This is a genomic window from Virgibacillus sp. (genome assembly GCF_013393565.1).
GTDB lineage: Bacteria > Bacillota > Bacilli > Bacillales > Amphibacillaceae > Virgibacillus > Virgibacillus dokdonensis.
The window spans coordinates 63,733-86,533 of sequence record NZ_JABXHF010000002.1 but is presented as its reverse complement, the minus strand read 5'-3'; the positions used below and the strand labels follow the sequence as shown (position 1 = coordinate 86,533).

Genomic DNA, 22,801 nt, shown 5'->3' with positions numbered 1-22,801 from the left:
TGCATACTGTACACAAACTATGTTAACAAGGAGGGGCTAAGATGAATGCTAGACAGAGAAAGATTATAGAAGTTCTATTATCTTATGGCAACCGTCCAATTTTAGTCAATGATCTTGCTAAACAACTTGATTGTTCAGAAAAAACAGTTCGTAATGATTTACGAACAATGGATGTTTATCTGCAAAACTACTCTTCTGCATGTTTAATTCGAAAACCTGGAACTGGTATTTATTTAGAAATAAATAAACGAGATAAGCAAAACTTGTTTCATGCACTTTTTCGTGAAAATAAATCATCGTATCAACGGCTTATGGAAATAGCTTATCGTTTATTAACTGATAAAAACCCACTCACGTTGCAACAGCTTAGTATGGATCACTTTGTCCATCATACTGCTATAAAGAGTGATCTTGAAACGATTCAGCAGTGGTTTGAAAGTTTTGGATTGGTTATTGAATCAAGGCAAAAGCTAGGTCATTACTTAAAAGGGGAAGAATTAAACAAACGAATGGCTTTGGCACATATAGAGGAAATTGCGAATCAACAAGCAACGTTTTTAAAAAATGTATTTGCGCCCTTTGAAATTGCTACAGTAAGACAAATACTAGACCAAATGATAGAAAAATGGAAAATTCCCATGACAAGTCATGCGCTAGATAATTTAGTTGTCCATATACTTGTTATGGTACAACGTACAAAGCAGTCTAACCCAATTATAATTGATAAGCATGGTTTATCTATGAATGATACGAACGAGTATCGAGCGGCTGCTTGGTGTTTAGATCAGCTTGAACACAAATTTGGGATTACGTTAGCTCATGACGAGACGATATATTTAACTTGGCATTTACGTGGAAGTAAAAAATATTCGCTACATACATCCACGGAAGAAGAAATCACCTACCAGGTATTATCGACAATGATTGAGACAATGCAACAGTTGACGCATGTATCCTTTCATGAAGATGAACAACTAATCAATGGACTTATGATTCATTTAGAAGCTGTTACCAATCGTTTGCTGTATGGATTTCCAATTAGTAATCCATTGTTACAGGACATAAAAAAGATGTACCCGTATATGCTGAGTATGGTGACGCTGTCTTTAGAGAAGGTGAGTGAGAAATTTCCATTTGATATACCTGAGGAAGAAGCAGCTTATATAGTTCTGCATTTTCAAGCTTCCATAGAAAGGTTAGATGCTGAAAATTATGCAGTACCTCGAGTGTTAATTGTTTGTGATATGGGAATAGGGATGTCTAGATTACTGCAAGCAAAAGTGGAAAAACAGTATCAAGAAATGAAAATTGTAGGAACTGTTGGGAAGGGAGAAGTGCAACGTTTTATAAAGCGAGAACAAGTGCATTTAATTATATCGACTACGCCTATAGAAAAAATTAATATCCCAACGATTATTATTTCTCCGCTTTTAGAAGCAACTGATAAAGAAAAATTGCAACGATTTCTGAAGAAAAAAGCGGGTCGTTCTTCTGTTTTGGCTACCAGTCCTCAAGTTTTACATGATTTTATGGAAGAAGAATTACTGTTTCTAAATATTAATCCTCAACATCGTTTTCAAGTAGTTGAGATGCTAGGAAATGCGTTATACAAACAAGGTAAAGTAGAGAAATCATATGTCCACCAAGCGCTTTTGCGTGAAAGGAAGTCAGCTACAGCAATTGGTGGTGGCATAGCTATTCCACATGGAGATCCGACACTTGTTATTGCTTCCACGATTGCCATTGCTGTTTTAACCGAGCCGTTGGAGTGGGGAAAAGAAGAGGTGTCAATTGTGTTTATGTTGGCTTTAGCGAATGAAAAAGCGAATCCAATTAAAGCAATTATTCATAAGCTATCATCACTATCAAACGACCCAATGACAGTAAGAGATTTATTAAATGCTACTGATAAGCAAACATTCTTACGTGTGTTGACAGAAAAAGAGTGGTAAGTAACGGTTCGTCGTGCTTTTTTATTTCCACTATAGGAAAGTATGAAATTTTAAGGTTTATAAGAAAAACTACAGCTTTCGCATAAGATAAGACTTGGCAACAAGCCAAGTTTTTCTAATAAGAGTTGAAGGTAAGCTACGTTTTCTTTCATGCGAATGGAAAAAAACAACCGTCTAGAAACATTGAAATATTAATAAAATATTATTACCATAGTTCCGGAAAGAATAAAGAATATATTGTAGGTAAAGCTACTGTATACTAAGTTTGTAAGCAATTATAAATCATAAATGTAAAATAGATGAGTAGGAGGCGTAATGATGAAAATAGTTGCTGTTACAGCGTGTCCGGTAGGAATTGCTCATACGTATATGGCGGCTGAAAACTTACAAAAAGCTGGTGAGAAACTAGGTGTTGACATAAAAGTCGAAACACAAGGTTCTATTGGTGTAGAGAATGCATTGACGGATGAGGATATTGAAGAAGCAGATGGTGTAATTATAGCAAGTGATAAAGAAGTCACGAAGGAACGTTTTATTGGAAAAAGGTTAATTGCTACTGGAGTACAGGAAGGGATAAAACGTCCAGAAGAATTAATAAACCGATTTGCCACCGAAGATGTACCTGTTTATCAAGCTGATTTAATGTCCGCAAACGACGTGAAAAAAAAGAAAAAAGAGAAAGAAAACCCCATATATCGACATTTGATGAGTGGAGTTTCCTATATGATTCCTTTTATTGTAGTTGGTGGATTGCTGATAGCTCTTGCACTAACTTTAGGTGGTGAACAAACACCAGGAGGAATTGTTATTCCTGAAGATTCGTTTTGGAAAAAGGTAGAAGAAATTGGCGCGGCATCCTTTAGCTTTATGGTGCCTATATTGGCAGGTTTTATCGCTGTTAGTATTGCTGACCGTCCAGGCTTAGCTCCCGGAATTATTGGTGGGTTTATCGCTGCAAATGGTAGCTTTTATGGAAGTGAAGCAGGTGCAGGTTTTATTGGCGGTATTATTGCAGGTTTTCTTGCGGGTTATATTACATTAGCTATTAAGAAGATTAAAGTGCCACAAGCCATTCAACCTGTAATGCCAATTATTTTTATACCAATCTTAGCAACTTTAGCAGTTGGGTTATTATTTGTTTATGTTGTTGGTGCGCCAGTAGCACAAGTGTTTGAATCGTTAACGGCATGGCTAGAAGGGATGCAAGGAGCAAGTTCTATACTGCTCGCTCTAATTTTAGGGGCTATGATTTCCATAGATATGGGTGGTCCTTTTAATAAAGTAGCCTTCTTATTTGGTTCAGCCATGATTGCAGAAGGAAATTATGAAATTATGGGACCAATTGCTGTTGCTATCTGTATTCCACCTTTAGGAATGGGACTAGCAACGTTTATGAATAAACGTAAATATCAGCCCGCAGAGCAACAAGCAGGAAAAGCAAGTTTCACTATGGGACTATTTGGCATAACGGAAGGAGCGATTCCTTTTGCTGCGCAAGATCCATTGCGAGTTATTCCAAGTATTATGATTGGTTCCATGACCGGTTCTGTCATTGCGATGATTGGGAATGTGGGTGATCGAGTAGCTCACGGTGGTCCTATTGTCGCTGTACTAGGAGCAGTAGATAATGTGCTTATGTTCTTTGTAGCTGCCATCATCGGTACGATTGTTACGGCTTTCATGGTTAACTTTCTTAAAAGAGATGTATCAGGAACGCACAAGGGAAATAATGCATCACCTAAACGAGCGGAAGAAGATGCTTCATCTAAAACGACTGAGATCACGAAATTAACGGATATTGTAACGAACGATTTAATTCATTTAGATCTTCAAGGAAATACAAAAGAAGAAGTATTAGATGAGTTAATAGCTAGTATGAAACAAGCAGGAGTAGTACTTGACGCAGAAGCATATAAGCAAGTTGTCATCGCTCGAGAGCATGAAGGGACGACAGGAATGGGGATGAGCATTGCTATCCCACATGGAAAATCCGAAGCAGTAAAAGAACCGGCTGTAGCTTTTGGTATGCATCGCGCCGGAGTTGATTGGGAAAGTTTAGACGGAAACCCTGCTAAATTAATATTCATGATTGCCGTGCCTACAGAGAGGGCTGGAGACGATCATTTAAAAATATTACAAATGCTTTCAAGGAAATTAATGGATGACAATTACAGAGAAAAATTACTTCATGTAACAACAAAAGATGAAGCGCATCGATTATTAATGGAAATTCAATAAAATGAAATTACAATAAGTTGTTTTTTTATCCCAGGCTGCTTGTTCGTAGCCAAAAAAATTATTATGGGGAAAGCCACATTTTTTGTATGAGAAATCTCTGTAAGTGCTTTTCATAGTACATGGTGGCTTTCCCAATTGAGTTATGGTTTTTTCTTATACGATAACCACTAAAATTTGATGACTTCCAAATAGTACATGGGGTTACCTAAAGGCTATGAAATAAGGTATGTAGTAGGTGCTGGCATCTCGCATTTCAACGGGTCTAACGCGCAAATTCTGTTCCTGAAATGAGAGTTTTTACAGCTCATAATATAGCGATAAACATGAACGCGGCTTCCGTTTATACTATAAGAAAAACGACAGCTTTCACCATAAGACTTGGCGCCAAAGCAAGTTTTTCTAATGAGCGAGAGGTGAGATTTAAGCTCATTCCTTTTCTTTGGTATAATAATGTCGTTCAAGCTATCACATGAGCACAATTCGTGAAGAAAAATGGGGTGCATCATTGAAGTTTGAGATGCTTTTCAACTATGTTCGTACAATTGGAGGAATGAATGTGTATCAAGAACCGATCTTTTTAAAACCTGTATTTCAAGAGAGAATATGGGGTGGAGGAAAGTTAAAGTCAATGTTTCAGTATGCTATTCCATCAAATCAAACTGGGGAAGCGTGGGTTATTTCTGCTCATCCTCATGGACCAAGTGAAATAATAAACGGCCCCCTTGCTGGTCAAACATTAGCAGATGCGTGGAATAACCATCGTGAATTATTTAACAAAGAATCTAATCGTAGTGAAGCATACCCGTTATTGGTGAAAATACTAGATGCAGATGATAATTTATCTGTACAAGTACATCCTGATGATACGTACGCAAGAAAGGTAGAAAAACAGCCGTATGGTAAAACAGAATGCTGGTACGTTTTACAAGCAGACTCGGGTTCGGAACTTATTTTAGGACACCATGCCAAAACAAAAGAAGAGCTAGCCAAGATGATGGATGAAGGAAAGTGGGACCAACTATTACAACGAATTCCTGTAAAAGCAGGTGATTTTGTTTACGTACCTAGTGGCACTATTCATGCGATAGGTAAAGGTATTGTTATACTAGAAACGCAGCAAAGTTCAGATATTACGTATCGAGTCTATGATTATGATCGCACAGATAGTCATGGAAATACACGAGAATTACATTTGGAGAAAGCAAAAGAAGTTACAAATATTCCCCACCAAGCTTCTGTATTTGATCAGAAACAGAGTCAAATAGATGATTTGCAAATAAAGCAATTGGTTAAAGAACATTATTTCACCGTCTACCACTGGAGAATAAATGGACAAGTAACAAAACAGTTAGACGCTGATTTTCTTCAATGTAGCGTAATCTCTGGGAAAGCAGAAATTGAAATAAATGAGCAGTCATTCGCCATACAAAAAGGTGATCATTTTATTTTGCCACATGGAATTACCACTTATCGCTTGGCAGGGGATGCTGAATTAATCGTTTCGCATACGTGAAGTCTATATGATGCCTTATAAGTTAGCACATTGTGAATAACGATTTTTTCTATTGCGTTCACTGTATCATTCGTCCGTTTTGCCAACCACGGATTTTAATGTAAATTCAAGATGTATAATTCCAATTCGCCTGTATCAAAATAGTAAAAAACGAATAGCAGGTTGGTGATTGAAAATGGTATACAGGCGATTTTTTTACATTTGTAGTATCACTTTATTTTGTACTATTTCTTTTGGCTGGTTGGACAGACCGAACCATTCTTATGGAGCTATTTTGCATGAATGGAAGCAAGAAAGCTCAGATATTAATTACATACATACGGGTAGTCATGAATTTACGTACTGGAAGAATTTTATGAGACATAAACGTACGTGTCATATATCACAAAAAATAAAAACAACCGTATATTATTGTGATTTACATAATCACACAAAATCCAAAACCGTTCATGTAGAAACTGTACATAGTGAACAACATTCATAAGTGAGTTATTCATAATATAAATATTGTGTTTTTTTTGTGTTTAGCAAAACACGTGTTGTCGCAATTTTCATGGCGAAAAAACGCTGTTGTTTTGCTTTTACCGCAACATTTTATACTCCCCTATAGCAAAAAGACTCTCTTATAGAAAACCTTACCTAAAAAAGTAGAGAAGATTTTAGTTATTGATGTGCTCGAAAATATACTTTTTTTCATCCAAGCAGGATGTTCTGTATTTTCCATGTTAAACGTTGGAAATTGCTGTTCAACTGCTCTACAACAATAAAAAAATAATTACATTTTATTTAACGGATGTAGGATGGGGTCTCCTGATTGAACGATCGTTTTCTTTGTGCTAATAATTGAAGTAGTCAAAGGGGAGGGATGTTACGTGATTACACATTTACAAGATACTGTCTTGTTAAATAATGGAGTAGAAATGCCTGGTTTGGGCTTAGGCGTCTATAAAGTTGAAGATGGAAAAACGGTTCAAACTGCAGTCCAAGCAGCATTGGAGACAGGCTACCGTATGATAGACACTGCCTCTTTTTATGACAATGAAGTAGGTGTTGGGGAAGCCATTAAGCAGTCAAATCTTCCCCGTGAAGAGTTATTTGTTACAACAAAGGTATGGAATGACGAACAAGGATACGCAAAGACGAAGGAAGCTTTTGAAAAGAGCTTGCAAGGGCTTGGCTTGGACTATATAGATCTCTATTTAATTCACTGGCCAGTGAAAGGGATGTATGTAGAGACTTGGAAAGCTATGGAAGAACTGTATGAAAGCGGTCAAGTCCGTGCGATTGGAGTTAGCAATTTTCACCAACAGCATGTAGAAAATTTGTTAGCTAATAGTAAAATAGTTCCTGCTATCAACCAAGTTGAATATCACCCCCATTTAACACAGGAGCCGTTGTATGCGTTTTGCAAACAACAAGGTATCCAGTTAGAGGCATGGTCCCCTTTAAAACGAGGGCGACTAATGGACGAGCCGTATTTACTAAGCTTAGCTGAAAAATATGAAAAGACTGTAGCCCAAGTTATTTTGCGTTGGGATATTCAAAACGAAGTAATAACGATTCCGAAATCAACGAATCCCAGACGAATTAAAGAAAATGCTACTATTTTTGATTTTTCATTAACTGAAAAAGAAATGCAAGAAATTAGCTGTTTAAATCAAAATGAACGAAGTGGAACAAACCCAGATAGTTACGATTAACAATGATGTCTACGGTTTCTCTCCTTATTCTACTTGTCAGCTCTAAAATCAGGCTTATTCCATTGTAAACGTATGAAAATAAACGATTTGGGAAAAACAATACATATATTGCTACTAGCATCGCAAAGCAAATATGTTACTATACGTTTGGAGGTATACAATGGAAAAGCAAATGCTTCACCAACAATTAGAGTTGGCTACACGGCAATTTACAGACGCTTACGAGCTTATCCAACAGGCTAAAACAAGTGGAAATGAGGAAGAGTTGATGCAAGCACAAAACCAGCTGTTACAGGTGGACCACTTATTGAAACAAACACAGTATCAAGCAGGACAAGATGCTTTAGACAACCCGCAATTTCAACAAACCTTTGAAAAGTTGCATAATGCAAGACAAGAAATTGAAACGTATCGACAAAATCACCAATAAAGTGAATGTACAAGCCGTGGTGGGGCCTTTCCCTCACGGCTTGTACATGTTTTTAGGGAATCTTGACTCAGCACCAGAAAATGCTATCATATATTTCCTTCTTCTTTTTTTGCAATCTATCAAACATTTCGCTAGGCTATGGCCTACATTTCCATTTTTATAACAGGTTGCTGTACTGTTATTACCCACTTGTCTTACAGTACTAAATCCCCTTTTTCGTAAGAGGTCTTTATCCCCCTTGGGCTACTAAACCTTCGTGTGAGATAAAAGAAAAGCCCCACAGAGATTTATTTTAAGGTTGGAGTGGTTTGTAGAGTATGTATAAAAACAGGCTAGCAAACGATAGAGCTAGTTGTTATATTTTCCACCTGGTGAAGTGGAAATTGATATTACAAATATAGCTACAGTTGATACTGTTAAGCAAGCGTAGTGTTTTTCTATATTGGTCTCTAGTTTCAACTGTTGTATTAAAAAAATGTGAAAATATAGATGTTATAACTATGTAGAAAAAACTTGACACACATCTCTCTACTATATCATTTGTAAAGAATTGAAAAACTTGAGACAATGAGTTGTATACATATCGGAAATGGGTTAATTTGAGGAGGGCATTTACACAGAATGAAGAAAAAAGTATACATGAACCACGATGGTGGAGTCGATGATTTAGTATCGTTATTTTTATTATTGCAAATGGAAGATGTTGATCTAGTAGGTGTTAGCGTCATCCCAGCAGACTGTTATTTGGAACCCGCAATATATGCAAGTCGCAAAATAATTGATCGGTTTGGGCAAGGAAAAGAGATAGAAGTAGCAGCTTCTACTTCACGTGGAAAAAACCCATTTCCCAAAGATTGGCGCATGCATGCTTTTTATGTAGATGCACTACCAATACTCAATGAGCATTTACCAATCCAAACGAAGGAAGCAGAATTACCAGCACATCAACACCTTATTCAAACTTTAAGAAATAGTAATGAACGAGTGACATTATTATTCGTCGGTCCATTAACGGATTTGGCAAGAGCATTGGACGAAGCACCAGATATTGAGGAAAAGATTGAAAAACTCGTTTGGATGGGTGGCACGTTTTTATCGAATGGAAATGTAGAAGAGCCTGAACACGATGGAACAGCTGAGTGGAACGCATTTTGGGACCCAGAAGCTGCAAGAATAGTCTGGGATAGTGAGATTACTATTGATTTAGTAGCATTAGAAAGCACGAATAATGTGCCACTAACGGTAGATGTTCGTAATAAATGGGCGAAAGAAAGAGAAGATATAGGAATAGACTTTTTAGGACAATGTTATGCAATGGTGCCCCCACTTGTCCACTTTCAAACGAATTCAACATATTTTCTATGGGATGTACTTACAACAGCAACGATAGGAAATTCAAATGTAATTAAAAGGAAAATCGTTCGATGTTTCGTTCATCCTGATGGAAAAAGTCAGGGACGAACAGAACTGAATAAACAAGGGCGTGAAGTAAACCTTGTCTATGAAGTGAATCGGGAACAATTTTTTTCCTACATAACAGATCTCGCTAGACAAAAGTAGTGTAGTTATATCGCCAATTCTTTAGAGAGTCTAAAATGTACTATTTTATACTTTTTTATCGTGTTGAAAATAGAATACATGCATCATGATTGACATGAAATATCATTTATGGTATTTAAAAATATGAGTTTAAGTAGAGGAGAGGATCTTATGGCAAAACAGCAATTTAAAGCGGAATCCAAACGTTTGTTAGAATTAATGATTAATTCCATTTATTCGCAGCGTGAAGTGTTTTTACGAGAATTAATTTCCAATGCAAGTGATGCGATGGATAAAATGTATTACCGTAGCTTAACAGATGAAAATTTAACTTTTAATCAAGAAGATTATTATATTAAACTTATCCCAAACAAAGAAGATCGTACTTTGCAAGTTATTGATACGGGAATTGGCATGACGAAAGACGAACTAGAAACAAACTTAGGAACAATAGCAAAAAGTGGTTCATTTGCTTTTAAAAATGACACGGAACTAAAAGATGGCCGTGATATTATTGGGCAATTTGGTGTTGGTTTTTACGCGGCATTTATGGTGGCAGATAAAGTAACGGTGATTACGAAATCAGTGGATAGCGACCAAGCATACCAGTGGGAATCAACAGGGACAGATGGTTATACTATTACACCGGCCGATAAAGAAAGCGTAGGCACAGAAATTATTGTAAAGATGAAGGAAAACGAAGAGGAAGACTCGTTTGATACATTTTTAGACGAGCATCAATTACAACAAATTATTAAAAAGTATTCGGATTTCATTCGTTATCCAATTAAAATGGATGTTACAAAGAGCAAGCCGAAAGAGGAAGAAAGTGAAGAATACGTAGATTATGTAGAAGAAGAAACGATTAATAGTATGATCCCAATCTGGAAAAAGAATAAAAGTGAATTAACAGAAGACGATTACACGAATTTTTACCAAGAAAAAAGATATGGTTTCGATAAACCGTTAAAATCAATGCATATTAATGTGGATGGTACAGTTCGCTATAATGCTATTTTATTCATTCCAGAAAATGCACCATTTGATTATTATTCGCCAGAATTTGAAAAAGGACTCGAACTTTATTCCAACGGTGTATTAATTATGGATAAGTGTGCAGATCTTCTACCAGATTATTTTAGCTTTGTTAAAGGTATGGTAGATTCAGAAGATTTGTCTTTAAATATTTCACGAGAAATGTTACAGCATGACAGACAGTTGAAAGTGATTGCAAAAAACATGACGAAAAAAATTAAAACACAACTACAGCACCTATTACGTGATGATCGTGAAAAGTATGAAACATTTTATCAAGCCTTTGGCAGACAGCTGAAATTTGGTGTATATAATGACTTTGGTGCGAATAAAGAAACACTGCAGGATTTGCTTATGTTCTATTCATCAAAGGAAAAGAAATTAGTCACGCTGGATGAATATGTACAACGTATGCCAGAAGACCAGTCGTATATTTATTATGCTGCTGGTGAATCTATTGATCGCATTGAAAAATTACCACAAACGGAGATGGTAGCAGATAAAGGGTATGAAATTTTATATTTCACCGAAGAAGTAGATGAATTTGCAATTAAAATGATGCGAGAATATAAAGAGAAAGAATTTAAATCTGTATCTAGTGGCGATCTTGGTTTAGAGGATGACACAAAAGATGAAGCAGATGAAGAGATACAAGAAGAAAATAAAGCATTGTTTACGGCCATGAAGGAACATCTAGGAGATAAAGTAAAAGATGTCCGAGCTTCTAAACGTTTGAAATCACACCCTGTATGCTTAACAGCTGAGGGCGAAATTTCTTTGGAAATGGAAAAAGTAATTAATGCAATGCCGAATAATCAACAAATAAAGGCTGAAAAGATATTAGAAATTAACGTAAATCATGACGTATTCCAAACATTAAAGTCTCATAAAGATGATAAGGAAAAAATAGGTTTATATACAAACCTATTGTATAATCAGGCGTTATTAATTGAAGGTATACCTGTAAACGACCCTGTTGAATTTACGAATGATATTTGTAAAGTCATGGTTTAAGGAACGAAGGCTCGGAGTGCCCGTTTAGCAACCAACGTAGCGACTGGAACGAATTTAGAAATCATGCCACTAAAACAGGAGTATGCCGATGCCAGGCGGCAACCTCGTCTTTAGTCGGTCTTCCTTATTAGGGACGAACCGATGATGACTTAGCTTAGGATGATTTCGTGAAGTCGCCTAGTTGCTGGGCGATGGAGCCGGATGTAGCTATTCGGTTATTTCCTTATCCCACTAGCACCTCATTTTATACTTCCTTATTTTATAAGAAAAGCCAGACGCCAATCTTCCAAACATGGGAATGCGTCTGGCTGATTTTTTTTGCACTGTAGAGATTTCACTCTGGCAAGACATCTTGTCTCGTAATTAGTGAACTACCAACGTGAAGAAAAATCGGTTCTGGTGTGGAAAAAACTTTATATACGCACCGATTTTTTCTAAAAGACTATTCGTTACTGTAAAAATTGTGTATCTACTAACCCTTTCAGATTTGGTTTGTCTTTGAGAAACTCTAAATCATAGGAAGCATTAGAAAAATCCTGTAGTACATCGCTATCCACTTCGGATGTGAAATCAATACGCTTCCACGCCTTATCAATGACTTGTTTGGACAGCTTTTGTTCCGTAATGTCTGCAATCTTTTTAATAGCAATCGTTTTGGCTTTCTCAGGATTATCTTGAATAAACGCTGTTGCTTGCTGATGTGCGTTCACCATATGTTGCACGAGCTCTTGATTGTTTTTGGCTAAATCTTGAGAAGTTACAAATACTGCAGCAGGCAATATTTCTCCCCAAGCGACTTCAGGTGTGTCGATCAACACTTTTCCGCTTCCTTCTGCTTCAATTACAGATGCCCAAGGTTCTGGCACTGTAGCAACATCAATCTTCTCAGAGATAAACATACTGTGATAAGTTGCAGGCTTTCCAGTCACATGTTTCATTTTTCCTTGGACTCGATCAGATGTTAGATTATATTCTTTCTTCATCTGAGCTTCAAATTGTACATTATGCGTACAACCAACTCGTGGAGAAATAAACGTCTTATTTGCTAAATCTTTCGGGCTTTCAATCCCTGCTTTATTGCGAGCCATAATGACAGTGCCACCAGTCGATCCTCCTGCTACAATGTTAATCTTTGCCCCGCTAGCAAAGTGGTTCATTGCGGGGCCAGGACCAACAAGACCTCCTTCAATTTCACCAGTTTCTAATGCAGTCATAAATGCAGAACCATCAGGAAAATATTGATATTCAACTTTTATACCGTTTGGCATCTCGGATTCATACATTTTTTCTTCTTCTGCGACCATTCCTGCAACATGATTAATATTGGGAAAGTAACCAATGGTTATTTTTTCTTTATTGTCAGCATCCTTATTTCCTTTAGCACAACCTGCTAACACCGCAATGAAAACAATAAATAAATATAAAAACAGTTTTCTCTTTCTCATTTTCGTCATCCTTTCTAAATACATATTTGAACTAGCATGTAAGGATAGGGAATCGGCAAAGTTTATTTTCCTATTGTTTTAATAAGCCCCAGCGTTTCATGACATTACGTTCAATTTTAGAAAAGATGCCATGATCTACAGTTGCTCCTATAACACCAATAACTATAATGATTGCAATGACTTGATCCATCCGAGCATAATCTTGCGCATATCTTAGTGAATAGCCTAACCCAGGGCCATTACTTAATAATTCTCCTGCCATTAATGCACGCCAGCTAAAGGCCCATGCAAGCCTAATACCCGTCATATAATATGGCGTGCCAGCAGGCATTTCAACTCTGTAAAAAAGTTGCAACCCACTAATCCCCATCGTTTTTGCTGCACGTATTAATGGAGGGGAAATGTTTTGAATGGCTGATCTTACTTGAAGCGCCATGACAAAAGTTCCTCCTAGCACAACTACGAATACAACAGAAAACTCGGTAAAACCAAACAACATAATCGCAAGTGGCACCCAAACAATACTTGGTATACTTTGCATTCCTATCAAATACATTCCTACCGTTTCATTGGCAACTTTTGACTTGCCAAGAATAAGCCCAATAACAGTTCCTAAGAATAATGCTGTGGTCATTCCAAGTAGAAGGTGCTTAAAGCTTGCTCCCAAAGCAAATAAAAAATCGCCGTTCATAAATCCGTTATATAGGGCATGAGCTACAGCTTTAGGGGAAGGAAATACGATTGCTTCAAAAATACCTACCGTGTGAACCAATTGCCAAATAGTTATAAGGAAAACCAAAAATAGTAGTTGCTTGCTAAGCATTTTGAATTTCATTTGACCATTCATCCTTTAATGCTTTATTCCATTCATCTTTTAAAAGCTTTCTAATCTTTTTCTCCAAAATAATGATTTGTTCATCTTCTCGTTTACGTGGCCTGTTTAGATTGATATTTACATCACTTATTATTCGTCCGGGATTGGTTCCCATGACTATGACTCTGTCAGAAAGGATGAGTGCTTCCTTAATGCTATGCGTTACAAACAATATCGTTTGCTTCTTTTTCTGCCAAATATCAAGCAATCTGTCTTGAAGGTTCTCTCTTGTTTGCTCATCTAAAGCGGCAAACGGTTCATCCATTAATAATATTTTTGGATTCATTGCTAAGGCACGAGCAATGGCTACTCGCTGTTGCATCCCACCTGAAAGTTCATGAATATAATGATGTTGAAATTTATCTAGCTGAACTAACTGTAGAAAATAAGCAACTTGCTCTTCTGCTTCCTTCTTTTTGAACCGTTTTTTAATTGGAAATAAGATGTTTTCTTTAACGTTGAGCCATGGAAGTAAGGAAGGTTGCTGGAACACCATTCCTCGATCTGGCCCAGGGCCACTGATAGGTTCGCGGTTTAGCTTTATCGTTCCTTCTGTTGTCTCCTCCAGACCAGCAATCATAGAAAGTAAAGTCGACTTCCCACAACCAGATGGGCCAAGTATAGAGACGAATTGATTTTCATTTATACTTATCATCACATCTGAAAAAACGGGGAAATGTACTTGTTGTTTGTCATCCCAAAAGGATTTATTTACATGTTCGATTTCTAAAAGCAAAGATGAAAACCTCCTTGGCAACATAAAGTTTATTATTCCTATAATAAAAGTAGGAATTATTGAGGTTATTATACGCAAACAATGGTGGTTTCGTCAACGAAAATTACAAAAATAGTACAATTAAATAAATATGTAGCCGATTGATTAAGATAGTTAACATAGCAAAAGCCGAACAATTAAATAAAATTGCTCGGCTTATTAGCGGTGCTATTAGAAAATTAAATTTTAAGATTTACCGTATAAGAAAGATGATAGCTTGTGTTAAAAAACTTGTCGATAAGCCAAGTTTTTCTTAACCTTTATCATACCTTAACGATTATTGCATATGCATTTACTACACAATAGAAGTGGTTTAAAATAATACACTTACTGTTTTATAGCATATGCTTCGCTAACTTTTTCCACCCAATCAAATGGATCTACCTCTTTACCGTATTGAATGTTCGTCAGTGTTGTATATAATGATTTAGCTAATTCACCTGTTTTCCCATTGTTAATGATTAAATCTTTACCTTCCCAACTTAGTTGACCAATTGGTGAGATAACTGCTGCTGTTCCTGTGCCGAAAGCTTCTTCCAATTCTCCATCAAGATATGCTTGATATAACTCTTCCATTGACAGCTTTTCTTCCATAACAGGAATATTCCAGTGTTTCAATAACTGAATAACAGAATTACGCGTAACTCCTTCTAGAATACTTCCATTTAGTATAGGAGTATAGACATTTCCATTTATTCTAAAGAATACATTCATACTTCCAACTTCTTCAATATATTTCTTTTCCACTCCATCAAGCCAAAGTACTTGAGCAAATCCTTTTTGGGAGCATATTTCTTGTGCCTTTAGGCTCGAAGCGTAGTTTCCGCCTGTTTTTGCTTCCCCAGTACCACCTTTCACTGCTCGCACGTACTGGTTTTCCACAGCAATTTTCACGGGGTTAATGCCTTCTTTATAATAAGCTCCCACTGGTGATAAAATGATTATGAACTTGTATTGATGGGAAGGTGCCACGCCAATATAAGGTTCTGTTGAAATAATGAATGGGCGAATATAAAGCGATGTTCCTTCTGCAGTTGGTATCCACTCTTTATCTAAATAGATTAATTGTTTTAGAGCTTCCAGTATAAACGCTTCATCAATCGCAGGAATACATAAGCGATCATTGGATTTGTTTAATCGCTGCAAATTCTTTTCCGGACGAAATAATTGAATTTCTCCTTCAGGCGTTTGATATGCCTTTAATCCTTCAAAAACGGATTGGCCATAATGAAAAATCATTGCTGATGGGTCAATCGTTAAAGGTTGATAAGGGACAATGCGAGCATCGTGCCAACCTAAAGGCTCAGAATAATCCATGACAAACATGTGATCGGTAAATATTCTCCCGAATTCTAGTTGGTCTGTTTGAGGTTTTTCCTTCTTGACTGCACAATGGTTAACTTTAACTGTCCATTCTTCCATGATACTATCCCCTTAGCTGTAAAATTTTATTAACTATATTAGTCTATATTTTCAATAAAATCAACCCTAAATACTTACTTTTTCTATTTTTCGTAAAATGTTGTATACTTTACATTATTGTATGTAAGGCTAAAAGGAGATGTATGGATGGTTAAAGCAATTATTTTTGATTTGGACGATACACTCTTATGGGATAAGAAAAGTGTTGCTGAATCTTTTCGGGCAACCTGTAATATGGCGAGAGATGTGTATCCGCAAATTGATCTCGAGCGTTTAGAGCAGAATGTGAGAACAGAAGCACGTGCCTTGTATGCGTCTTTTCCGACGTATGCATTTACACAAATGATTGGGATTAATCCTTTTGAGGGGCTTTGGGGAGACTTTGATGATGGCGGAAGAGAGTTTGACAAATTAAAGCAAATTGCCCCTGAATACCGAAAATCAGCCTGGAAACGGGGGTTAGAAAAAACTGGGGTCTTAGATGAACAATTAGGGGAAACGTTGGCGGAAGCATTTCCTAAGGTGAGAAAACAGAAACCGATTGTATTTTCTAGTACATTTAAAGTGTTAGACGCATTACGTGCAGATTATAAATTAGGTTTATTAACAAATGGTTCACCGAGTTTACAACAAACGAAACTTGATATGACCCCTCAGCTGACGCCTTACTTTGATGAAATCGTTGTTTCAGGCGCATTTGGGAGTGGGAAGCCTGATCCAGCCATTTTTCAACATATGCTTGAAAAATTAGAGGTAGATCCATTCGAAGCTTTAATGGTTGGTGATAATTTAACTACAGATATAGTAGGGGCCTTCAAAAGTGAGATGGCTTCTATATGGATAAATTGGAATAATATAGACAGTAACGGTTGCCCCACTTTTGAAGTAGATGACTTATTACAAGTATTAGATGTTGTTTATAACAGGCTTGGGAAAGCAAAAGGCACTTTCAAAATTTGAAAAAATTTTAGGGTTAGCTTATAAGCAAAAGGAAGGCTGTCGCCAAATAATTGGCGATAAGCCAAGTTTTTTATTTAATGAAGCATACCCAATACATCTGTTCTTTTTCTTGTAGCGAAATTCCCCTGTATCCTTTCTTAATCAATTGCTGTTGTTTTGTAATATCTTGTATGTTTACTGCCTGTTTGTCACTATAAAATGGAGTATCATCGGTTGTATGCAAATCACGAAATAGGATGTAGCGTAATTTACCATTGTATTTTTCTTTAAGCGAACAAATAGCCATCCTTAAAGCAAGTTTGTCTTTTAAGCTAGCAATATTTAATGGAGCAACAGTCGTAGCTACATAGCGGAAGGATTGCTGATCAATTTGATCAAATAATAATCTCCCCATGTAGGTTTGCAGCCGATTGCCTCGAAACGCAGGATGAACATTTGATATTTCCGAATAAAGCATTTTTTTACGTTGATATTCGTTTAGCCGGAGGTCTATTCCTAAATGTTCGGGATCATTCATTTTGGGAATGAGCATAGCACGAAATGCAATTAACTTGTTATTAACAAAGACCCCAATGATAGAACCATAGCCTCCTAAAATAGATTTATATTCCTCTGCTGTTAAGGGTTGAAGAAAATCTGGCACTTCCAAGGCATTTTTAACCATTGTCTGCAAATGTAAGATCTCATGTATATCTTCTTTATGTAAAAAACGAACGAAAAATGCTTGACCATGCAAAGGTAATTTCCCTGTAGTAATAATCGATGTATGCATGCAATCCCCTTCTTTTATTTAGATTTTTTGTTTACTTGATTAAAAAGTATAAATCTTTAAATATTTATAGTGTAAGCATAACGACGGCGTTTTGTCGCCATAAAAGCTTAATGATAGCTAAAGTTGGTTTAAAGGCTTACATTGATTTTTTTCTAATCAATGTCGTCTGCTGAGAGCGATCTGTTTTTTCAATTTTTGTAATGGTGAACCCAGTATAGGCATAAATCAAGGCAATAATTGGTACGGTGAAATTTAAAATAGCATAAGGTGCATAACTAAAGGCATGCACCTCTAGAGTTGTGTAGATGAAGACCCCACAAGTATTCCAAGGAATAAAGACAGAAGTTAGTGTTCCACCATCCTCTAGAGATCTTGATAAGTTCTTCGAATGTAAGCCTTTCTTTTTATATACGGTAGCAAACATTCTAGATGGAACGACAATGGAAATATACTGCTCAGAACATGTTGCATTCGTTAAAAAAGCTGCTCCTAATGTAGATGCAATTAAATTCCCAGTTGATTTTATGAATTTTAATAGTTGATCCATCATCGCTTTTAGCATCCCCGAATATTCCATGATCCCTCCAAAAGTCATAGCGACAATGGTCATCGACACGGTATACATCATAGACATCAGTCCACCGCGATTAAATAATTCAACAACCATTTCGTTGCTTGTATCTATCGTGTAGCCATTTTGCAACACTTGTAGCGCATAGGATGGGTCGTCTCCTTGCACGAATATTTGCGAGAAAAAGCCCATAACGATTCCGGTTGCGATAGCAGGCACAGCGGGTACTTTGAACATAACCAGTACGATGACAAGTAGTGGTATAAGCAAAAGATATGGAGACATGACAAAATTCGCCTGCATGTCTAAGATGGTTTGCGTAATTCTTTCATTCTCAATGGCATCTTTTCCGAAGTCTCTTCCTATGTAAGTAAAAACGAGTAAAGCAATGATTAAACTTGGTACTGTTGTATATAGCATATGTTTAATATGAACGAATAAATCTGTATTTGTCAAACCTGAAGCTAGATTCGTAGTGTCTGATAAAGGAGACATTTTATCTCCAAAATAAGAGCCTGAAATAACTGCACCTGCAACTATAGGAGCTGGGATTCCCATACTCATTCCTATTCCCATGCCAGCAACCCCAATCGTTCCCATTGTTGCCCAAGAGCTGCCAACGGTTAAAGCTACAATAGCGCATATAATTGTAATCGTTACCAAAAAAATAGACGGTGAAATGATCTTTAAACCGTAATAAATCATGGTGGCAACAATACCACCACCAATCCAAGCACCAATAGTTAATCCAACAAGCATAATAATGATAATGGCCGGTAGTGCTAATCGTATGCCGCGAAACATCATCTCTTCTATTTCTTTCCATGAATAGCCTTGTTTCCAAGCTACAAGCGCGGCTGTTCCTGTGCCAATAATGAGTGGCAAGTGGGGTTCTCCTTGAAAAGCCACAATGGTTAGTATCATGGAAGTAATCATCACACAAAGAGGTGTAAGCGCCCACCAAACGCTAATATCTTTTTTAGATATTTCGGTCATGCAAAAGCTCCTTTCTGTAAAAAATAAAATAGTAAAATTCATTTTAATTAGAAATGAAAGAATTGTCAATTTATTGTTTCTTAGTTTACAAACGTTGAGGGTGTTCTGTTGGGGGCTATTCATTGGTGAGTCATATGAAAATAGGTTAAAAAAACAATCTTTGGTAGGAGTTTTTTCGTGCTAGATAAGGGGGAGAATACGAACAGTGAACGTTTCTCATGGTACAACAAAAGCCAAACAACTAGCATTTAATTGTTCGGCTTTTGTTATATAGTAGTTGCTGATCTTCAACATGAGCGCAAAAATATAATGTGTTATAAATCGATAGAAATAGCTTTATGAATTTCTTCAAGCTGTTCTAATGCTTCTAATTCTATCTTTTCTATATGTCTGTCTACTGTCATAACCATAATGGCATTTCCACCAACATCGGCACGATCTACTTGCATGGTTGCAATGTTTATCTCTTTTGTAGCTAGCAGGCTGCCCATTTTACCAATAACGCCTGGTTGGTCTTGATGGTGGATAACTAAAAGATGTCCTTTTGGAGTTACATCAACACTATAAGGATCTACTTTAACAATTCTAGGGCCTAATCCATTAAGCAGTGTACCGGCAACGCTTTTCTTTTCAGATTTAGTTACTATTTCTACACGCATTAAGTTTGTAAAGCCTTGCGTGGAAGAAGTCATGTTTTCATGAATAGTTAAGCCTCTTTTTTCTGCGAGGTAAAGGGCATTTACATCATTTACGTGATCACCTAAATGGCGAGCTAGCAGTCCTTTCACTGCATTCCTCGTGATTGGACCAATCTTTGGTTTAGCCACATCCCCAGAATAATAAAGGTTAATTTCTTGAATTGGTTCATTTGCTAAATGAATAAGAAATTGGCCAAGCTTTTCAGCTAAGAGGAAATATGGCTTAATTTCTGTTAAGGCTTCTCGCGGAATAGAAGGGAGATTTACAGGATTATGAACAGCCTCTCCACGCATGAAGCGAATGATATCTTCACTAACATCTATCGCAACACTTTCTTGTGCTTCTACCGTACTTGCGCCTAAATGAGGAGTAGCAATTATTTCAGGTAATTCTAATAAACGGTGTTCATAAAATGGCTCTTCTTCAAATACATCGAGAGCAGCTCCAGCAACTTTTTTATTTTGGATGGCATCATACAGTGCCGCTTCATCAATGATTCCACCTCGAGCACAATTAATAATGTAAACACCGTCCTTCATTGCTTCGAAGGCTTGTTGATTTAAAAGATATCGCGTTTCCTTTAATAATGGCGTGTGAATGGTAATGAAATCCGCTTGCGCATAAACATTTTCAAGGGAACCTTTTTTAATACCTAATTTACTTGCTTGTTCTTCTGTTAAAAACGGGTCGTATGCGATTATACGCATCCGTTGTCCTTTCGCTCGGTAGGCGACTTCTGCTCCGATACGACCAAATCCAATGATGCCTAATGTCTTATTTTTTAGCTCTTTGCCAATATATTTTTTCCGATCCCATTGTTTGTTTTTTAAAGATAAATATGCTTGTGGAATTTTTCTAGATAAAGCCATCATCATTGCCATTGTATGTTCAGCTGCTGAATTTGTATTACCATTCGGTGCGTTTACAACAATGATTCCTTGCTCTGTTGCAGCATCTAGATCAATATTATCAACCCCCACACCAGCTCTGCCAATGATTTTTAAATGGGTTGCTTTCGCAATGAGTGCACGCGTTACTTGTGTTTGACTTCTAACTATTAAGGCGTCATATTCTGAAATTCGTTCAAACAGTTCCGTATTTGTCCATTCTGTTCCAATATCTAATTGAATCTCTTCTGTTTCTAATAAAGGGGTAATTCCTTCTTGGCTTAAAGGATCAGCAATTAATACTCTAAATCCCATCTTTCGTCTTCCTCCCAGTGTAATTCGTTTTATTATATATAGAATTGTTTGTTTTACAGCAATAGAATCTATGAGGCAACGTACATATCCCCAGATAAATTTATTATATGGTACAATATATTTTTTTTATTTTAGAAAGGATGAAATTTATTTACAATTTGTCATCAACCCTTCATTTTCAAATAGGCAGCTTGGGCAGCTTGTACGCCTGTTCCAAGCTCTACGTGTTTACCAATTTGTTGTAAACCAATTTCGATAATGCTTATTACTTGTAACACATCAGCAGGGGAACAGTAGCCCATATGTCCAATTCGAAAAATTTGTCCTTTTAAATGTTGCTGTCCTCCCGCTAAAGTTAAACCAAAATCGTTTTTAACGATCTTTCGTAAGTCTTCAGATGCAAAATCTCCTGGTTTTACAGCAGTAACTGTTGGGGAAGCATTTTTATCCGATGTAAGCAATGGAATGGATAAAGCTTTAAATGCTTCCCGAGTCATATTCTTCATCATCTCATGGCGATGGAAAATATTTTCTAATCCTTCTTCCTCCACGAGGGTAAGGGCTTGTTTTAAGCCTTGTAGTAAGGATACTGCTGGTGTGAAGGGGGTCGAATCTTCTTGAAGTTTAAGACGATACCTGCGCATATCTAAATAAAATCTAGCATGTGGATTTTTTTCAATAACGTCCCAGGCACGTTTGCTTGCAGCTATAAAAGCTAGTCCTGCAGGGAGCATCATTGCTTTTTGCGATCCGGTTACAACGACATCTAATCCCCATTCATCCATTTTTGTTTCTGTTCCCCCAATACAAGAGACGCCGTCAACGATAAATAGTGCTTCCGATTCATTGTGCACGACTTCTGCAAGTTGCTTAATTGGATTTAATACGGCTGTAGAAGTTTCACAGAAAGTCGCAAACACTGCTTTAACATTGGGATGTTGTTGCAGTAAAGATGCTAATTGTTTCGGGTCAGCTGCTTCCCCCCAAGGGACCAAATATTTATGGGCTTCAATGTGATACTCATCACAAATTTTTGTAAAACGTTCACCAAATGCGCCTGTGACAATTACAAGCACTTCTTCTTCCGGTTGTACGGTATTTACGACTGCTGTTTCTAATGCTGCGGTACCACTTGCAGTATAAATAAGTACATCCTCTTTTGTACCAAAGATAGGTTTTAATTTTTCCTTCACAATCTTTAACAGTTCTTTCATTTCTTGTCCTCGGTGTCCAAACATAGGCTGTGCCATTGCACGTTCTACACTAGGTGGAATTGGTGTTGGGCCAGGAATTCTAAGTAGATGTTGATCGGGTTGCATGATTATCTCCTTTCAAACTAGTTGCTTTATTTTGATATTTTTTCTGAATAATAGTTAACAGCATAGCAGAACTTTATATATTGTCAATAAATTTAAGCTATTTGTTTTAAATTTTTTGACTGTAGATAAGTATAAAATTATAGGATTCTTTACACTATAGAAAAGGATAAAAATTTAGGGGTATACCTTACTATGAGTAAAATGAAGGCTTCTACTCGAATGAATTGTCAATAGATCTTTCGTTTTTCTAAAAAGCTTCATGAACCCTTTGTCATAAAGAATGGTGACAGCTAATTTTTTCTTATACTATAACCCTTAAAACTTTTATACTTGCCTATAGTGTAA

The 22,801-nt window shown here is 36.8% G+C and carries 16 protein-coding genes; 8 read left to right on the top strand and 8 right to left on the bottom strand.

Annotated elements, in window-relative coordinates; all coding sequences use genetic code 11:
- The first annotated feature begins 41 nt into the window (after positions 1-41).
- From HLX49_RS00970 to htpG, 7 genes are all read left to right on the top strand, one after another.
- Positions 42-1,952 carry a BglG family transcription antiterminator gene (locus HLX49_RS00970; RefSeq protein WP_296360479.1) on the top strand — a complete coding sequence of 637 codons (1,911 nt, stop codon included), beginning with the start codon at positions 42-44 and terminating at the stop codon, positions 1,950-1,952.
- 318 nt (positions 1,953-2,270) lie between these two features.
- Positions 2,271-4,190, top strand: a complete 1,920-nt coding sequence (locus HLX49_RS00965; protein WP_296360519.1) for a PTS fructose transporter subunit IIABC — start codon at positions 2,271-2,273, stop codon at positions 4,188-4,190.
- A gap of 556 nt (positions 4,191-4,746) precedes the next feature.
- Positions 4,747-5,703: a mannose-6-phosphate isomerase, class I gene (manA, locus tag HLX49_RS00960; protein WP_296360517.1), complete on the top strand. Its 957-nt coding sequence runs from the start codon at positions 4,747-4,749 to the stop codon at positions 5,701-5,703.
- An 872-nt stretch (positions 5,704-6,575) separates the two neighbouring features.
- A complete protein-coding gene (locus tag HLX49_RS00955) occupies positions 6,576-7,403 on the top strand; it encodes an aldo/keto reductase (RefSeq protein WP_296360477.1) in 828 nt (275 codons plus the stop codon).
- A gap of 160 nt (positions 7,404-7,563) precedes the next feature.
- Entirely contained in the window at positions 7,564-7,833 is a 270-nt protein-coding gene (locus HLX49_RS00950) for a hypothetical protein (protein ID WP_296360475.1), read from the top strand.
- A gap of 621 nt (positions 7,834-8,454) precedes the next feature.
- On the top strand, positions 8,455-9,393 hold the full coding sequence (locus HLX49_RS00945) for a nucleoside hydrolase (protein WP_101933628.1): 939 nt from the start codon (positions 8,455-8,457) through the stop codon (positions 9,391-9,393).
- A 150-nt stretch (positions 9,394-9,543) separates the two neighbouring features.
- Positions 9,544-11,421: a molecular chaperone HtpG gene (htpG, locus tag HLX49_RS00940; RefSeq protein WP_101933629.1), complete on the top strand. Its 1,878-nt coding sequence runs from the start codon at positions 9,544-9,546 to the stop codon at positions 11,419-11,421.
- Positions 11,422-11,870: 449 nt separating this feature from the next.
- Here the strand turns inward: htpG and HLX49_RS00935 are convergent, their stop codons facing one another.
- The 4 genes from HLX49_RS00935 to HLX49_RS00920 all read right to left on the bottom strand — a co-directional run bounded on the left by HLX49_RS00935 (position 11,871) and on the right by HLX49_RS00920 (position 15,937).
- A complete protein-coding gene (locus tag HLX49_RS00935) occupies positions 11,871-12,866 on the bottom strand; it encodes an aliphatic sulfonate ABC transporter substrate-binding protein (protein WP_101933630.1) in 996 nt (331 codons plus the stop codon).
- Between the two features lie 70 nt (positions 12,867-12,936).
- Positions 12,937-13,701, bottom strand: a complete 765-nt coding sequence (locus HLX49_RS00930) for an ABC transporter permease (protein WP_077702921.1) — start codon at positions 13,699-13,701, stop codon at positions 12,937-12,939.
- Positions 13,682-14,476, bottom strand: a complete 795-nt coding sequence (locus HLX49_RS00925; protein ID WP_101933631.1) for an ABC transporter ATP-binding protein — start codon at positions 14,474-14,476, stop codon at positions 13,682-13,684. The genes HLX49_RS00930 and HLX49_RS00925 overlap by 20 nt, the downstream gene beginning before the upstream one ends.
- 366 nt (positions 14,477-14,842) lie before the next feature.
- Positions 14,843-15,937, bottom strand: a complete 1,095-nt coding sequence (locus HLX49_RS00920; RefSeq protein WP_101933632.1) for a branched-chain amino acid aminotransferase — start codon at positions 15,935-15,937, stop codon at positions 14,843-14,845.
- 147 nt (positions 15,938-16,084) lie between these two features.
- On the opposite strand from HLX49_RS00920, the gene HLX49_RS00915 reads away from it, so the two are divergent.
- Positions 16,085-16,897: an HAD family hydrolase gene (locus HLX49_RS00915; protein ID WP_077702924.1), complete on the top strand. Its 813-nt coding sequence runs from the start codon at positions 16,085-16,087 to the stop codon at positions 16,895-16,897.
- 70 nt (positions 16,898-16,967) lie between these two features.
- On the opposite strand, the gene HLX49_RS00910 is transcribed toward HLX49_RS00915, so the two are convergent.
- The 4 genes from HLX49_RS00910 to HLX49_RS00895 all read right to left on the bottom strand — a co-directional run bounded on the left by HLX49_RS00910 (position 16,968) and on the right by HLX49_RS00895 (position 22,456).
- Positions 16,968-17,669: a hypothetical protein gene (locus HLX49_RS00910; protein ID WP_077702925.1), complete on the bottom strand. Its 702-nt coding sequence runs from the start codon at positions 17,667-17,669 to the stop codon at positions 16,968-16,970.
- 136 nt (positions 17,670-17,805) lie between these two features.
- A complete protein-coding gene (gene nhaC / locus HLX49_RS00905) occupies positions 17,806-19,236 on the bottom strand; it encodes a Na+/H+ antiporter NhaC (protein ID WP_296360467.1) in 1,431 nt (476 codons plus the stop codon).
- A gap of 314 nt (positions 19,237-19,550) precedes the next feature.
- Positions 19,551-21,137 (bottom strand): phosphoglycerate dehydrogenase, encoded by a 1,587-nt coding sequence (serA, locus tag HLX49_RS00900; protein ID WP_296360465.1) that lies wholly within the window; start codon positions 21,135-21,137, stop codon positions 19,551-19,553.
- 164 nt (positions 21,138-21,301) lie between these two features.
- Entirely contained in the window at positions 21,302-22,456 is a 1,155-nt protein-coding gene (locus HLX49_RS00895; protein ID WP_077702928.1) for a pyridoxal-phosphate-dependent aminotransferase family protein, read from the bottom strand.
- Positions 22,457-22,801 lie beyond the last annotated feature (345 nt).